Source organism: Collinsella sp. CLA-ER-H9 (assembly GCF_040092295.1).
Taxonomy (GTDB): Bacteria; Actinomycetota; Coriobacteriia; order Coriobacteriales; family Coriobacteriaceae; genus Collinsella.
Window position 1 is genome coordinate 42,128 of sequence record NZ_JBBNLV010000007.1, and the last position, 15,778, is coordinate 57,905.

12 protein-coding genes are annotated in these 15,778 nt (G+C 61.5%); 9 read left to right on the plus strand and 3 right to left on the minus strand.

The window, feature by feature from the left end:
- Positions 1 to 9: 9 nt before the first annotated feature.
- A complete protein-coding gene (gene gluQRS / locus AAAX73_RS05840; RefSeq protein ID WP_349125334.1) occupies positions 10 to 1,020 on the minus strand; it encodes a tRNA glutamyl-Q(34) synthetase GluQRS in 1,011 nt (336 codons plus the stop codon).
- 564 nt (positions 1,021 to 1,584) lie between these two features.
- Between gluQRS and AAAX73_RS05845 the strand changes: the two genes are divergently transcribed.
- Positions 1,585 to 3,531 (plus strand): DUF2207 domain-containing protein, encoded by a 1,947-nt coding sequence (locus AAAX73_RS05845; protein ID WP_349125335.1) that lies wholly within the window; start codon positions 1,585 to 1,587, stop codon positions 3,529 to 3,531.
- A gap of 138 nt (positions 3,532 to 3,669) precedes the next feature.
- On the opposite strand, the gene AAAX73_RS05850 is transcribed toward AAAX73_RS05845, so the two are convergent.
- On the minus strand, positions 3,670 to 4,311 hold the full coding sequence (locus tag AAAX73_RS05850) for a GNAT family N-acetyltransferase (RefSeq protein WP_117794142.1): 642 nt from the start codon (positions 4,309 to 4,311) through the stop codon (positions 3,670 to 3,672).
- A gap of 277 nt (positions 4,312 to 4,588) precedes the next feature.
- Between AAAX73_RS05850 and purH the strand changes: the two genes are divergently transcribed.
- From purH to AAAX73_RS05880, 6 genes are all read left to right on the plus strand, one after another.
- A complete protein-coding gene (purH, locus tag AAAX73_RS05855) occupies positions 4,589 to 6,196 on the plus strand; it encodes a bifunctional phosphoribosylaminoimidazolecarboxamide formyltransferase/IMP cyclohydrolase (protein WP_349125336.1) in 1,608 nt (535 codons plus the stop codon).
- A gap of 81 nt (positions 6,197 to 6,277) precedes the next feature.
- A complete protein-coding gene (locus AAAX73_RS05860; RefSeq protein WP_349125337.1) occupies positions 6,278 to 7,009 on the plus strand; it encodes a hypothetical protein in 732 nt (243 codons plus the stop codon).
- A 180-nt stretch (positions 7,010 to 7,189) separates the two neighbouring features.
- The gene (locus tag AAAX73_RS05865) at positions 7,190 to 7,861 is read left to right on the plus strand and encodes a response regulator transcription factor (protein ID WP_349125338.1); all 672 of its coding nucleotides are present in this window, start codon (positions 7,190 to 7,192) and stop codon (positions 7,859 to 7,861) included.
- A 9-nt stretch (positions 7,862 to 7,870) separates the two neighbouring features.
- Entirely contained in the window at positions 7,871 to 8,914 is a 1,044-nt protein-coding gene (locus tag AAAX73_RS05870) for a sensor histidine kinase (RefSeq protein WP_349125339.1), read from the plus strand.
- A 178-nt stretch (positions 8,915 to 9,092) separates the two neighbouring features.
- Positions 9,093 to 9,383: a helix-turn-helix domain-containing protein gene (locus AAAX73_RS05875; RefSeq protein ID WP_349125341.1), complete on the plus strand. Its 291-nt coding sequence runs from the start codon at positions 9,093 to 9,095 to the stop codon at positions 9,381 to 9,383.
- Positions 9,383 to 10,675: a HipA domain-containing protein gene (locus AAAX73_RS05880; RefSeq protein ID WP_349125342.1), complete on the plus strand. Its 1,293-nt coding sequence runs from the start codon at positions 9,383 to 9,385 to the stop codon at positions 10,673 to 10,675. The genes AAAX73_RS05875 and AAAX73_RS05880 overlap by 1 nt, the downstream gene beginning before the upstream one ends.
- Positions 10,676 to 10,876: 201 nt before the next feature.
- On the opposite strand, the gene AAAX73_RS05885 is transcribed toward AAAX73_RS05880, so the two are convergent.
- Complete coding sequence (locus AAAX73_RS05885) at positions 10,877 to 11,314, minus strand: universal stress protein (RefSeq protein WP_006235921.1); 438 nt, start codon at positions 11,312 to 11,314, stop codon at positions 10,877 to 10,879.
- A gap of 247 nt (positions 11,315 to 11,561) precedes the next feature.
- Here AAAX73_RS05885 and AAAX73_RS05890 point away from each other — a divergent pair, with 247 nt between their 5' ends.
- Both AAAX73_RS05890 and AAAX73_RS05895 read left to right on the plus strand, forming a co-directional pair.
- A complete protein-coding gene (locus AAAX73_RS05890; RefSeq protein WP_349125343.1) occupies positions 11,562 to 12,536 on the plus strand; it encodes an undecaprenyl-diphosphate phosphatase in 975 nt (324 codons plus the stop codon).
- A gap of 333 nt (positions 12,537 to 12,869) precedes the next feature.
- Entirely contained in the window at positions 12,870 to 15,770 is a 2,901-nt protein-coding gene (locus AAAX73_RS05895) for a UvrD-helicase domain-containing protein (RefSeq protein ID WP_349125344.1), read from the plus strand.
- The last annotated feature ends 8 nt before the right edge of the window (positions 15,771 to 15,778 follow it).

Genomic DNA, 15,778 nt, shown 5'->3' on the forward strand with positions numbered 1-15,778 from the left:
AGTGAGCGGCTACTCGGCCGTTACGGTGATGTTTTCCCGGTGTGCGCGGATGACGTCCCAGCTAAAGTGCTCGACCAGTTGCTCGGCAGAGCGCGGTGTGGCGTCCGGTGCGATGCCCGTTTGCCTGGCGAGCCAGCCCAGCAGTGCCTCGGGCGTGCCAAAGCGGGCGCGGAGCTCGCCCAGGTCCAGGTCGCGGTCGCGCTTGGAAAGGCGACGGCCGTCCGGCGACATGAGCAGCGGAATGTGCGCGTAGTGCGGCGTGGGAAGTCCCAGCAGATGCTGCAGGTAGATTTGGCGGGGCGTGGAGCCCAGCAGGTCGCATCCGCGCACGACCTCGGTAACGCCCATGGCGGCGTCATCGACCACCACGGCTAGCTGATAGGCAAAAACGCCGTCGCTGCGGCGCACCAAAAAATCGCCGCACTCGGTGGCGAGCGCCTCGCATTGGGCCCCGTACGTGCGGTCCACGAATTCGATCACGTCGCCCGCGAGGTCGTCGATGTCGGGCACGCGCAGGCGCGTGGCCGGGGCGCGCAGGGCACTGCGGCGGGCGACCTCTTCGGCCGAAAGGCCTCGGCAGGCGCCGCGGTAGATGGGCGTGCCGTCGCTGGCGTGCGGCGCGCTCGCGGCGTGGAGCTCGGCACGCGTGCAAAAGCAGGGGTAGGTGAGGCTGGCGTCTTGCAGCTGGCGCAAGGCGCCCTCGTACAGGTCGAGGCGATCGTGCTGGTAGTAGGGGCCTTCGTCCCACTCGAGTCCCAGCCAGGTCAGGTCGTCAATCAGTTGAGTGGCAAGTTCCGGGCGCTTGCAGCGATCGTCCAGGTCCTCGATGCGCAACACGATGCTGCCGCCCTGGCTGCGGGCCGAAAGCCACGCGCACAGGCAGCTGAACACGTTGCCCAGGTGCATGCGGCCCGAGGGCGACGGGGCAAAACGGCCCACGACAGGTGCGGGAACGGAGGCAGGCTGCGTCGTTGGCGCATCCGCGGCGGGCGTTGGTATGTTGCGTGTTTTGATATCCATGCGGACGAGTATAGCGCGGGGCACGGTAGGGAAGGCGTTTCCGTGGCTCGCAAGTTGGCGGCGCTGCGCATTGCGCACGGTGGGTCTGCGGCCCAACGTCTCGATCGCCGTACGCCGACTCGGCCTTATACACGACAGAAACCCCGGCAGCTCTTCGCAACTGCCGGGGTTTCCGCGGAAAAGGGGGACATGATCCTCGAGCGAACGGGAAAGGGGCAACCGTTTTCGCTCAACTGCTTTATGCCCCTCGACTGACGGCTCAATCAGCGCATGCCGCGCCCACACAAAGCCGCTACACCTGTGACGGAGCTGTGAAGTGGTATCTATTGCTGGCGCAGGACTCGGCCAAAGAGCGTCCCAAACGACAAATTTGTTGCAGTCCGTCGGTTCAACCCAATGATCCGTTTTCCTCCGTCCCCAATAGATCATTAGGAACGTCCCTAAGTGCCAGACTCGGGTGGGACTTTTGTCCCATTTGACGTTCCGTTGGCCCAGATATTCGTCATGCGTACCCGCAAACGTGGGACAATGGCGCTGTTGGTTTTACAGACAAAGGATGTGCCTATGAACACCCTCGCCGCCAAAGTCAGCCGGCAGCGCCGCCCGTTTGCGCGATTTGTTTCCATTTGCGCGCTCGTCGCGTGCGCACTGCTGCTGTTGCCCGCCGTTGCACGTGCCGACGGCTACTCCATGACCCAAACCTATATCGGCGCCACGGTTGAGGCCGACGGCTCGCTGACCGTTGTCGAGGGACGCCAGTTTGATTTCGATGACGACATCAACGGCGTGTTTTGGGAGATCAATACAGGCTCTAACCAGCAGGGCGGCGCGGCGGGCGTCAATGTGCTGAGCGTCGAGGAAGACGACACCGCGTTTAACAAGGTCGACAGCGCAAACAAAGGCGACAACGGCGTCTATACGGTTGAGCAGTCCGACGACGGCGTAAAGATCAAGGTGTTCAGCCCCCACGAGAGCGGCGATAGCGCGATCTATTACGTGAGTTACACCATGACCGGTGCGGTTATGAACTGGTCCGATACCGCCGAGCTCTACTGGAAGTTTGTGGGCGACGGCTGGTCTGCGGATTCCGATGATGTCGAGATGGAAGTGTACTTCGCAAATGCCGCCGCCGGGACGGCGGCCGTCAAGGGCGATAACTTCCGCGCATGGGGCCACGGCCCGCTGACGGGCGACGTATCGCTCGACGAGAGCGAGCCCATGGTCACCTACACCATTCCCTGCGTGTATGAGGGCGAGTTCGCCGAGGCGCGCATCGCTTTCCCCAGCGACTGGGTGCCACAGCTCGCCGCCTCGAGCGAAGAGCGCATGTCGACGATTCTGAGTGAAGAGAAGGCATGGGCCGACGAGGCCAACGCCCGCCGTGAGCACGCGCGTGCGGTTGCCGGCGCGATTGCCGTGGCGTGTGTTGTCGTGGCGGTTGCCTATACCGGTGTGATCGTGATGCTCAAGCTACGCAGGCCCAAGCCCAAGCCGCTCTTCCAAGACGAGTACTTCCGCGATGTGCCCTCCGCCGACCATCCCGCGGTGCTTGCAGCTCTTATGAGCTGGAACAACGTGCCCGATCAGGCATATATCGCCACGCTGATGAAGCTGACCGACGACCGCGTGATCAAGCTGGAAGAAGCGACCGAGGCCAAGAAGAAGGGCCTGCTCCGTCGCGAAAAAGAGGAGCAGACGTATCGCATCACGGTGACCGACGAGGCCTGGAAGGCTGCCAAGAAGGACGGCATCGATCGCGATGTGCTCAAGGTCTTCTTCGCCGGCGTTAAGCCCGATAAGGACGGAGTCCGTTCGCGCACGTTTAGCGAGCTGGAGGAGTACGCTAGCGAGCGCACCACATCTGTTGGCGACAAGCTCGAGGACTATCAGAGCACGGTTAAGGGCAAGCTGGAGGCGCGTGAGTTTATCGCATCGGATGGCACTATCGCGATGGTGGCCGGCCTGGTTCTCGGCATCATCATTGTCTTTGGCATTCTGGGCTCTCTGATCTATACCGACTTTGCGGACGCCAACGTCGGCGCCGCTATGATCTCGATTCCCGTCACGATCGTGGGCTTTGTCCTGAGCTGCACCTTCCGCCGTTACACGCCGGAGGGCGCCGAGGTGGCGGCTCGCTGCAAGGCGCTCAAGCATTGGCTCGAGGACTTTACGCGCCTGAAGGAGGCTATCCCCAGCGACCTGATCTTGTGGAACAAACTGCTGGTGATGGGCGTTGCCCTGGGCGTTTCGAAAGAAGTGCTGCGACAGCTGGCCGAGGCCGTGCCTGCGGATCTGCGCAACAGCGACGATTTCTACGACAACTACCCCTGCTACTGGTGGTATTACCATCACTACGGCAACGAGTCTCCGCTCGATTCGTTCAACGATGTGTATCACGAGACCATCCGCGAGCTGGCTTCGAGTTCCGATAGCTCGAGCGGCGGCAGCGGCGGCGGCTTTTCCGGCGGCGGCGGCGGCGGCGTCGGCGGAGGCGGCGGCGGAACGTTCTAACGGTCGTAAATTATGGGATGGGCTTTTCTCGACAGCCGTCGGGGGAAGCCCATCCCTTTTTATGCGCTACCTACGAAGACTGTCCCCAACGACTAGTCACTGGGGACGTTCCTAAATGACTAGGTATGGCTGCTGGGCCTAGGCTGTTAGGTCGAGTTCGTAGAGGAAGCTTTCGCGCGGCATGTCGTGACGGCGCTCTTCGCGGTTGGCGCGGTGCGTGGCCGTGCGCTTAAAGCCATGCAGCTCGTAGAACTTCCACGAGCAGTTGGAGTCGGTGTACAGGTGCGCCCTCGTCGCCCCGCGCGAGGACAGGTGCGAGACCGCGGCGTCGAGCAGCACCGATCCAACGCCCAGGCCATGGACATCGCGATCCACGGCAAGCAGCGTGACCTCGTTGTCGTGTGGCAACGGGCTGCTTTCGAGCAGGCGGTTGTTGGTTCGGATGGTTGCGCGCACAAACGAGAGATACTCGGCGCAGGCATCGGGCTCCAGCTCGCGCATCTGCGATAGCAGCGCGCGTTCGGTATCCATCCAATGTTCCTTGACGGTGGCGCCGGAGCTCTGTCCCGCACGCGCGAGCGCAATGCCGCGCGCCTGACCGTCGATTACGGCAACCTGCGAAAACGTCGATGACGAAAGGCAATAGGCGAGGTCGCACGCGGCCTCAAGGCGGTTGTACTCATCGTTATCCGAGTTGTTGTGCCAAAGCTGCTGCAGAATCAGCGCGATGGCGTCGAAGTCTTCGGTATCAAACGGTCGGTAGAGAACCCGCGAGACCATGGTGCCTCTTTCTTTTGCGGATGCATATCGAGCACAGTTCTACCACGCTATTGGCATCTAATTATGGTGCCCCTGTGTTCCATGAACTCACCGTGCCCGGTGCCGTGCCCATCCCCTCCGCGCGCAAACTTTTTCTGCACATGCGCCCGTTGCGGGGTGCATCGATGCGCTCGATGCGCTACATTGAATCAGTATTTTCAATGCCGCTGCGCGAGCGCTGCAGATCGACGTATCACCGACTCACAGAGCACGGCGGCGTACCAGACAGGAGGACTGCATGGGATCTGATGTGAAGATCGCACGCGCGTTGATCTCGGTTACCGATAAGACGGGCGTCGTCGATTTCGCACGGACGCTGGTCGATGACTTTGGCGTCGAGATCATCTCTACGGGCGGCACGGCTCGTGCCATCGAGGACGCGGGCGTTCCCGTAACCCCCATCGAGGAGTTCACGGGCTATCCCGAGATGATGGACGGCCGCGTTAAGACCCTGCACCCCAAGGTTCACGGCGCGCTGCTGGCCCGCCGCGATTCCGAGCAGCACATGCAGGAGGCCGCTCAGCACGGCATTAAGCTGATCGACCTGGTCGTCGTCAACCTGTACGAGTTCGAGAAGACCGTCGCCAACCCCGAGGTCACCTTCGCGGATGCCATCGAGCACATCGATATCGGCGGCCCCTCCATGCTGCGTTCTGCCGCCAAGAACGCCGCGAGCGTTACCGTTATCTCCGACCCGGCCGACTACGACGCCGTCCTGGCCGAGATGCACGAGACCGGTGGCTGCACCACGCTTGCCACCCGTCGTCGCCTGCAGGTGAAGGTCTACCAGACCACCGCCGCCTACGACACGGCTATCTCCCGTTGGCTTGCCGCCCAGGCAAGCGACGTGGCGGACACCTCTGCCAAGCTCGAGATCTCGCTGGAGAAGGTCGACGACCTGCGCTATGGCGAGAACCCGCAGCAGAAGGCCACGGTCTATCGCTTTGCCGAGGGCTGCGAGAACACCGCGAGCTCGCAGTTCCCGCTCGTTGGCTCCGAGCAGATCCAGGGCAAGCCGCTCAGCTACAACAACTATCTGGATGCCGACGCCGCCTGGAACCTGGTCCGCGAGTTCGATGAGCCGGCCTGCGTGATCCTCAAGCATCAGAACCCCTGCGGCTCCGCCGTGGCCGAGGGCATCACGGCCGCCTACGACCGCGCCTTCGCCTGCGATCCCAAGAGCGCCTTTGGCGGCATCATCGCCTGCAACCGCGAGGTCCCCTATGAGCTGGTTGAGCACTTTGCCGATCAGAACAAGCAGTTCGTCGAGGTTATCATTGCCCCGAGCTACACTGCCGAGGCGCTCGAGCGTATGGCCAAGCGCCCCAACCTGCGCGTGTTGGCTACCGGCGGCGTGGACCACGGCGCCCAGGTGGAGCTGCGCTCCGTCGACGGCGGCATGCTGGTGCAGGAGGTCGACCACGTGACCGAGGATCCCGCGACCTTTACGTTCCCCACCGACCGCAAGCCCACCGACGCCGAGATGGCCGAGCTCGAGTTTGCCTGGAAGGTCTGCAAGGGCGTCAAGTCCAACGCCATCCTGGTCTCCAAGGGTAAGGCCGGCATTGGCATGGGCCCGGGTCAGCCCAACCGCGTTGACTCTGCACTGCTTGCCTGCGAGCGCGCCGAGGACTTCTGCGAGCGCGAGGGCGTGGAGAAGGGCGGCTTTGCCTGTGCAAGCGACGCGTTCTTCCCGTTCCGCGACAACGTCGACGTGCTTGCCGCGCACGGCGTGACCTGCATCATCCAGCCCGGCGGCTCCAAGCGCGACGACGAGAGCGTCCAGGCCTGCAACGAGCATGGTATTGCGATGGTCTTCACGGGGGCCCGCCACTTTAGGCACTAAGTTTCGCCTCGGGACAAAATAATCTCTGCAAAAGACGGTCGCTCCGTTTGGAGGGCCGTCTTTTTGGTATAAGAGGACGGAATGACTAACACGAAAGGTATGACCATGCCCCAGATTGATGATGCCGAGCTGTTTGGCAATGCCGAGGATCAGCGTGCGTACGAGGACTTTTGCGCCAATCAGGAGGCGGTCGAGAAGTTTACGCTCGACAAGCCCGCGCTTGTCTGCCGTTGGCGCATGTCCAACAAAAAGGTGCCCATGCTCAACCGCCACATTCGCGCACTGTCCGAGCGCCTGGTGCAGGGCGAGCCGCTTACCCATAACATGCTCAGCTGGGCCAAACAGCACGTTGAGTGGTCGCTTGCCGAGGGCGATTACACCGCGCACGACGGCGTGCTCATGCTGGTGATTGACGTCAACGGCAACGCTGCCATGACGGTGGGGGAGTACGAGCCGCTGGCCGATACGTCGGCCAAGGCGCTGCGTGTCCGCTCCGCCGAGGCCCGCTCCGAGGCCGACGAGACCGGCGTGGCGCCCGAGCTGCTCGCCGCCGTCAACAACGGCGAGCTTGCCTTTGTGGCGCCGGCGGACGAGTGCCTGTGCGGCACGGCGACGCTCATCGAACAGCTGGCTCAGACCAAGGGCATCCCGGTCACGCGCGTGGACATTCCCGCGCAGCTTAAGGGCGCGCTGTTCCTGGTGAGCGACGAGCACGGCGTGGTCCCCGCCGACGATACCGATGCCGCAGAGGCGGACGCTGCTATGGTCACCTTCTTCGCCGAAGGCTACGAAAAGCTCCGCGCCCGCCGCTAAATGATTTTTCTGGGACGGGGATTAAAGAATCATTTTGGTCCCCGCCACCGCTGCGAGTGCGAGGCGGACAAAACGCCCCCCGCTCGCGAACAGTTCTGTCACCTTGGCACCGCGCGCGGTGCACACCTGCAGTTTCGCAGCCATAATGGTGGCAAGACAACCAAGAGGGGAGCGGAATCCATGGCGCTAATCTATATCGTTGAGGACGACGAGCCCATTCGTCGCGAGCTTGCCGATATCCTTGCCCGTGCCGGTTTTGAGGTTGAGGCCTGCGAATCGTTCGAGCACGTCTCGCGTGACATCCTGGCCGCTGCACCCGACTTGGTACTGCTCGACCTGACGCTTCCCGTCAAAGACGGCCAGCACATCTGCCATGAGGTCCGTCGCGAATCCGAGGTCCCCATCATCGTTCTCACGTCGCGCACGACCGAGATCGACGAGGTCATGGCCATGACGCTTGGCGCGGATGACTTTGTTCCCAAGCCCTACAGCGCGCGCGTGCTCGTGGCGCGCATCAACGCACTGCTGCGTCGCACCGCGGCGGCAGGCGAGCGCAGCACGCTCGTCCATAAGGGATTAGAGCTCGACCTCGCCCGCTCCATGGTCACCAACACGGCAACCGGCACCAGCACCGAGCTCACCAAAAACGAGCTGCGTATCCTCTCGCTGCTTCTGAGCCGCGCGGGCAAGATCGTTTCGCGCTCGGCCATCATGCAGGACCTGTGGGACTCCGACGCCTTCGTGGACGACAACACGCTTACCGTCAACATCAACCGCCTGCGCACCACGCTCGATAAAATCGGCATCAAGGGGTATTTGACGACGCACCGCGGCCAGGGCTATTCGGTCTAGGGGCCGGCTATGTCATTTGCCAAATTCTTCAAAGATGCGCTGCTTCCCGTCGCCGTGTGGGCGTGCGGCGTGCTGCTGAGCTGCTTTGTGCTGACGGTCGCCGGCGCTTCGACATCTATCGTGGTCGTGGCGGTCGGTGTGTCCTTTATCTTTGGCATGCTGGGCATCGTGATCGAGTATGCGCGTCGCCGCCGTTTTCTGCGTCAGTTGGAGCGCGCGGCAGAGGAGCTCGAGAGTCCCGCATGGGTGCAGGAGATGGTGCAATGCCCGACCTATGCCGAGGGCGAGCTCGAGTACGAGGTCTTGCGCCGGGTGGGCAAAGCAGCTTGCGACGAAGTTGCCGAAGGCCGGCGCCAGACCGATGACTATCGCGACTATATCGAGAGCTGGGTCCACGAGGCAAAACTGCCTCTGGCGGCAGCCCATCTGATTCTTGAAAACCTGGACGGCAGCGAAGACGACCTGTCGCGTGTGGATGATTTGGGCCGCGAGCTGGCTCGCGTGGAGCGCTATATCGACCAGGCGCTGTACTATGCGCGCTCGGAAGTCGTGGAGCGCGACTACCTGATTCGCCGCTGGGATCTCAAGACCTTGGTGACGGGTGCGATTAAAGCCAACGCGCGCGAACTTATCGCGGCACATGTGGCGCCGGTGTGCGAGAACCTCGACTTTGAGGTCTTTACCGACGAGAAGTGGCTCGAGTTTATTCTGGGCCAGCTCATTCAGAACAGCATTAAATATGCGTGCGAGGACGGCGCGAAGATCGTGTTTTCGGGCGCGTTGCTGGACGAGGGCTTGGCGAGCGAACGCATCGAGCTCACCGTCGCGGACAACGGCTGCGGCGTGAGCGCGGCCGACCTGCCGCGCGTGTTCGAGAAGGGTTTTACCGGCGACAACGGCCGCGCCACCAAGCGCGCAACGGGCATCGGCCTCTACCTGGTGGCGCGCTTGTGCTCCAAGATGGGCATCGACGTCACCGCGGCATCCGACTCCGGCGAAGGCTTCGTCGTAACATTCGCGTTTTCAACGAATAAGTTTCAATACTTCGAGTAATCAGCCCGCACGGCGCGGTCGATCAGATTCTTCCTATCTAGAAAGAAGCCGGGGCTTCTCAGCAGCTATATTCCTGAACGGGAACATTGCAAATGTAGTCTACACTATATTCCCGTACATGAACATAGCTTCACAGTTTTATACTATGTTCACGAATAGGAATATAGCTGGGAGCATCATGAGAACAGTGACAACGATTAAAAAGTTGGATGGGCGTATCAAGCTCAAGCCGTCAGAAGCTGCTTTCTCGGAACGCACGGTTTTCGATCCGGCCGAGATGGGGAAGGCTCTTAGGCTCAGGAGGCGCGAGCTCGGCTTAACTCAGCGCGACGTCGCGACTATGACGGGTCGCAGCCTTCGCGTGATCGGTGATATCGAGCGAGGGCGCACAACAGTCGAAATCGGTGTCATTTTCGACTACGCCTCCATCGTGGATATCGATTTCATTCTGAAGGTGAGGGGGAAATAATGGATGGTACGCTATTCGTTCACCGTGAGTTTAATGGGATCTACCAGCTGGTTGGCATATTGGAGGAAAACGCCGGGCATCCATTATTCACCTATGACCCCAAGTATCTCGAGAGCGCTGATGCGGCCCCGATTTCGACCTCGCTGCCGTTGTCAGCCGAGACATTTAGTTCGGATATAACGGGCTCCTTTTTCTCCGGCATCATTCCGGAGGGGCAGCTCAACAGGGATCTTGAGAAAAAGGCGCGAGCGGAACGCGGAGATTTCTTTAAGGTTCTCGATTTGGTCCGCGATGAACCCGTCGGCGCTCTGGTTTTAACGCGAGAGCCTTCAGCCGACGGCTTTGAAATGGGCTATGAAGAGATAGGTGATGAGCAGCTGGGCAGGCTGGCATACGCGCCGGCGGAGGTGGCCTTCGGTCTAGCGCTCGAGAGCCGAATCTCCCTTGCGGGTGCTCAGGCAAAGGTCGGCCTCTACCATACGGGCGATGACCCATGTGGCGGATGGTATCTGCCTCATGGAGCGGCTCCATCTACGCACATCCTCAAGGCGGGATCGAAGGCGTTTCCGGGCGAGACAGTGTGCGAAGCGATGTGCGTGAGAGCTGCCTCTCTAATGGACCTATCGGCCGAAGAGTGTTTTCTTATCCGAGTTGAGGACGCCGAGCCGATTATCGCTGTGAAGCGATTTGACCGAATAACGTTCGATACGGGGCGCTCGGTTGACGGACTGCCAGTTCCATACCGTTTGCATCAGGAGGATATTTGTCAGGCCAAGGGTATCTCGCGTGGGCTCAAATATGAGTCGACAGGCGTTAATTACCTGGGACTTATCGTCGATACGGTGCGAAGGGCGTCGACGAATCAAATGGAGGATAGGTTCCTTATCGGCTATAACCAGCTGTTCGATTATGCCGTGGGCAACTGCGATAACCATCTTAAGAACTGGTCGCTCGTGTGGGACGAAAGTTGGAAGCAGGTGAGGTTGGCGCCGCTTTATGACGTGCTGTGCACAACGCTTTACCCCAGTCTCGTTCGCGAGATGGGCGTCTCGTTTGGTGGGAGCCGCAAGATCGACGACGTAACGCGCGGGTCGGTGATAAGCCATATGATCGAGGCGGGTTTGCCCGGGGGAATCGTCACCGGAATGATTAACGACACCTGCAATGAGGTCCCAGACGCGCTAAGAGACGCCGCGCACAGTCTCAAAGAAGAAGGCTTTCCCGAGGCGGAGGCAATGTTCGAGAAGATCATTCCAGAAGTGCAAACTCGCCTCAGCAGGATCGCTCAATAACAAAAACGTGCTGCCCCTCCAAACAAAACGTGCCGCCCCAAACGGGGCGGCACGCCATTTTTCCATCAGACAACTCGTTGAAGTAAGGCTGCGAAGGCCGCGAGGTCGGGAGGGGTTTCCTAAGGGCACATCCCGCAGCCGCAACGCGGTGAGGGCGTGCCCGTGGAAACCCCGCAGGCCCCGCGGCCGGTGGGAGCAACGCTACTTCACGACCAGGATGTCGCAGTCGGTGTTGCGCAGCAGGAACGTCGAAATCGAGCCCAAGAGCGCGTACTTGATCGAGGACAGGCCGCGAGCGCCGCAGAGCACCAGGTCAGGCTTGACTACGTCGAGCATCTCGTCCTTGAGCGTCTCGCGAATACGGCCGGCGCGAATCATGACCTCGACCTCGGGAATATCGGGATTGGCCTTGGCCTCTTCGAGCTGTTTGGCGATGGAGTTCTTAAATGCCTCCTCTAGGCCGTTGACCAGATCGACCGGATAGGAACCGGCGCTCTCGAGTGCCGTGGAATCGATTACGTGGCCGATAATCAGCTTGGCGCCGTTGTTCGCGGCGACCTTGATGGCGCGTGCGAGCACAAAATCCTGCTGCTCAGTACCGTCGAGTGAAACAAATACCTTGGTATAGCCCTCGTTCATGGTTTCCTCCTTGGTCTATCGCACGGGTGCGGGGCTCGTGCATCGGGCGGGTGCGGATGCGTGGCCGCCGGACACTTTATCTTGTTGCAGTTATACCCAAGGATTTGGGTTTGACCGCTCGCAATTCTGTGAACGGGCGAGTTTTTTGGTGAGGGTAGGCGCAGGTGCGCCGCCAACGGTTGATAATGGGACATCACCCGCACCGTCCGCAGAACAATATCGGCGGGTGTCTAACGAGGGGGTCCCTTTGGATATCATCGAGCTTCTAAAATCTGCCTTCATGGGCCTGGTCGAGGGCATCACCGAATGGCTGCCTGTTTCGTCGACCGGTCACATGATCTTGGTGGATGAGTTCGTCAAGATGAACGTGAGCGAGACGTTCTGGAATATGTTCCTGGTCGTGATTCAGCTTGGCGCCATTTTGGCCGTCTGCGTCCTGTTCTTCTACGACCTCAACCCGTTTTCTCCCAGCAAGGGCAAGGAGGGCCGTCGCGACACCTGGGTGCTGTGGGGCAAGATTGTGCTCGGCTGCATTCCCGCCGCGGCGATCGGTCTGCCGCTTAACGACTGGATGGAGGAGCATTTCTATAATGCTTCCGTCGTGGCGCTGGCGCTCATTGTGTACGGCGTGCTGTTTATCGTGATTGAGAACTGGCGCGCGAACAAGCGCGACCAGGCCGCTCTTGCCGGTTCGTTTGGTTCGCGTGCTGTGGCGGCGGGCGGACGCCCCGCCGGTGCGCATTTTGCCGCGCCCGCTGCGACTGCCGCTGCAGACGATGACGATAACTTGGACTTTGGATCCATCACTACGCTCGAGGACCTGAGCTGGAAGACTGCGCTGGGTATCGGTTGCTTCCAGGTGCTCTCGTTGGTGCCGGGCACGTCGCGCTCCGGCTCTACCATCATCGGCGGCCTGCTGCTGGGCTGCACGCGCTCGGTGGCGTCTAAGTTCACGTTCTTCCTGGCCATCCCTGTCATGTTTGGCGCAAGTGCGCTCAAGCTGGTCAAATACTTCATCAAGGGCGGCACGTTCGGTACCAACGAAATCGCTATCTTGGGCGTGGGCTGCGTTGTGGCCTTTGTGGTTTCGCTCATTGCCATCAAGTGGCTTATGGGCTTCGTCCGCCGTCACGACTTTAAGTGCTTCGGCGTCTACCGCATCGTCCTGGGCATCGTGGTGCTCGCGTACTTCTTTGTCCTGGAGCCTATGCTCGGCCTGTAACTTGGTTGACGCTGCGCGGCGACCAGAGCGACAACTTGTCATTCAAAGGGGGTGGCATGACCAAAAGGTCTATGCCGCCCCCTTTTCATGCCAATTTGTTCGCTCTGGCCGCCGCTCGCTGCTGCTGTCATGACATCGGCGGTTTCGTGATTGTCAATAGATTGGTGCAAAGCAACCTGACCCCAATGCACCAAATTCGCTGGGGCGGGCCTGACGGTGGCGCACGGAGTCGTGGTGTGATTTGCGTCGGTGTCCGCGCGGCTCGGTATACTGGTACGGCTCAAACTATGGCGCTGCCCGCAGGCGCGCCGTCCGTCAGATGAGGAGTCGCCCATGACCCAGCCCCTGCCCTGGGAAAAGAATGCTGCGGTACCCGTGCCGCCCGCGCCGGAACCCGTGCCGCTCGATGCGTACACCGCCCTCGCCGCGCCGGAACCCGAGCTCGTTCCGCTCGACATCTACGATGCCCCGGCTCCGGCGCCCAAACCCGCCAAGCCGCTCGTCGATATCGATAGCCTGAACCCCGCCCAGCGCGAGGCGGTCCTGACCACCGAGGGCCCGCTGCTGGTCCTTGCCGGCGCCGGCTCGGGCAAGACCCGCGTCCTGACCTTCCGCATCGCACATATGCTTGGCGACCTGGGCGTTAAGCCCTGGCAGGTCCTGGCCATCACGTTTACCAACAAGGCCGCGGCCGAGATGCGCGAGCGTCTGGCGGCACTCATCCCCAGCGGCACCCGCGGTATGTGGGTGTGCACCTTCCACGCCATGTGCGTGCGCATGCTGCGCGAGGACGCCGACCTGCTGGGCTACACCGGTCAGTTCACCATCTATGACGACGATGACTCAAAGCGCATGGTGCGTGACATTATGCAAGCGCTCGGCATTGAGCAAAAGCAGTTCCCCATCAACATGATCCGCAGCAAGATCAGCTCGGCTAAAAACGCCATGATCGGGCCCGAGGACATGCTCAAATCCGCCGACAGCCCCAATGACAAAAAAGCCGCGCAGGTCTACCTGGAGCTGGAGCGCCGCCTGCGCGCCGCCAACGCGATGGACTTTGACGACTTACTCGTGCGCACGCTCGAGCTGCTGCGTACCCGCCCCGAGGTGCTCGACAAGTATCAGGAGCGCTTCCGCTACATTAGCGTCGACGAGTATCAGGACACCAACCACGTCCAGTACGAGATCGCCAACCTGCTGGCCGCCAAGTACCAAAACCTTATGGTCGTGGGCGACGATGACCAGTCCATTTATAGCTGGCGTGGCGCCGACATCACCAACATCCTGGACTTTGAGAAGGACTTTAAAGACTGCAAGACCGTCAAGCTGGAGCAGAACTACCGCTCCACGGGTCATATCCTGAGCGCCGCCAACGCCGTGGTGCGTCACAACTCGCAGCGCAAGGACAAGCGCCTGTTTACGGCCGAGGGCGATGGCGAGAAGATCCAGGCTTTCCAGGCGAGCGACGAGCGCGACGAGGGCCGCTGGATTGCCGGCGAGATCGAGAAGCTGCATGCCAAAGGCACGAGCTACGACGATATCGCCGTGTTCTACCGCACCAACGCCCAGTCGCGTATCCTCGAAGATATGTTTCTGCGCGCGGGCGTGCCCTACAAGATCGTGGGCGGCACGCGATTCTTCGACCGTGCCGAGATCCGCGACGTCATGGCCTACCTCAAGATGATCGTGAACCCGGCAGACGAGATGAGCGTCAAGCGTGTCATCAACACGCCGCGTCGTGGCATCGGTTCCACCTCGATCCAAAAGATCGAGCAGCTGGCGCGCGACAACCGTTGCTCGTTCTTCCAGGCTTGCGAGATCGCGTGCGCCGAAGCCGGCATGTTTAGCGCCAAGGTGCGCAACGGCCTGTCGAGCTTTGTGTCGCTGGTGCGCGAGGGTCGCCGCATGGACGGCGAGCTCAAGGACGTTGTCGAGATGATTGTCGATAAGACGGGCCTGCTGCAGGCGTTTCGCGCCGAGGGCACTATGGAGTCCGAGAGCCGCGCCGAGAACATCCAGGAATTCCTGGGCGTCGCCGCCGAATTTGAGGAGACGCACGAGGATATCGAGGGGACGCTCGAGAGCCTAGAAGAGCTGCGCGCAGCCGGTGTTGCCGACGTGCCTGCCGGCGCCGAGCCCGAGCCCGTCGTGGTGAGCGCACCTGCGCCCGAGCCGGGACCGTCCGCGCCCGCGTCCTCGTTCGAGGCACTCGTCGGCGCGCGCGATGCCGCAGGTTCCAATCCGCTCGATAGCTTGGCCGCCCCGGCGCTCTCGCCGCAGGATGCCCTGGCCGCCGCCATCGCGGGCAACGCGTATGCCGCGCCGACGGAGATGCCGGCGGGTGCCGTGCATGCCGACGAGATCGAGCGTACCTACGGCCCGCTTGCCTGCAAGGCGCTGCCTGCTCTCATGGAGTGGCTGGCCCTGCGTTCCGACTTGGATTCCCTGGCCGGCGAGACACATGCCATCACCATGATGACTATCCACTCCGCCAAGGGTCTGGAGTTCCCGGCGGTGTTCGTGGCCGGCATGGAGGAAGGCATCTTCCCGCACGTGCACGACTTTGGCGGCAGTGACGATCCGGGCAAGCTCGAGGAGGAGCGTCGCCTGGCCTACGTCGCCATCACGCGCGCCCGTAAGCGTCTGTTCCTGACCTATGCGGCCACGCGTCGCACCTACGGCTCGACCTCTGCCAACCCGCGCTCGCGCTTCCTCAACGAGATTCCGTTTGAGGATATCGAGTTTAGCGGTATCGGTTCTGCCGGTTTTGAGGGCACGGGCTGGGAGAAGCGCGGCGACCGTCGCGGCACCTTTGGCTCGGGCATGGGCTCGGATATGTACGGCGGCAAGGTGTTCGGTTCGCATACGCGCTCGACCGGCGGTTCCGCTTCGCGCGGTGGATCGAGCTTTGACGATTTCTTTGGCGGCAGCAGCTACGGGACCGAGCGCCATCGCGGGGTGTCGCCCGATGCCGGCCGCGTTGCCTCGACCTTTGGCTCGGGTGCACCGCGAGCCAAAAAGCCGTCGTCCAAGGTGTCGCCGACGGTGGAGCGCAAGGTCGATCGCGCCAGTGCATCGCAGGACTTTGCCGCGGGCGATACCGTGAGCCACAAGACCTTTGGCACGGGTACCGTGATTTCGGTCGCCGGAGACATGATCGAGGTGCAGTTCGAAAAGACCGGCCAGACCAAAAAGCTCATGAAGGGCTTTGCGCCTATAGTGAAACTGACCTAGGCGGCTTT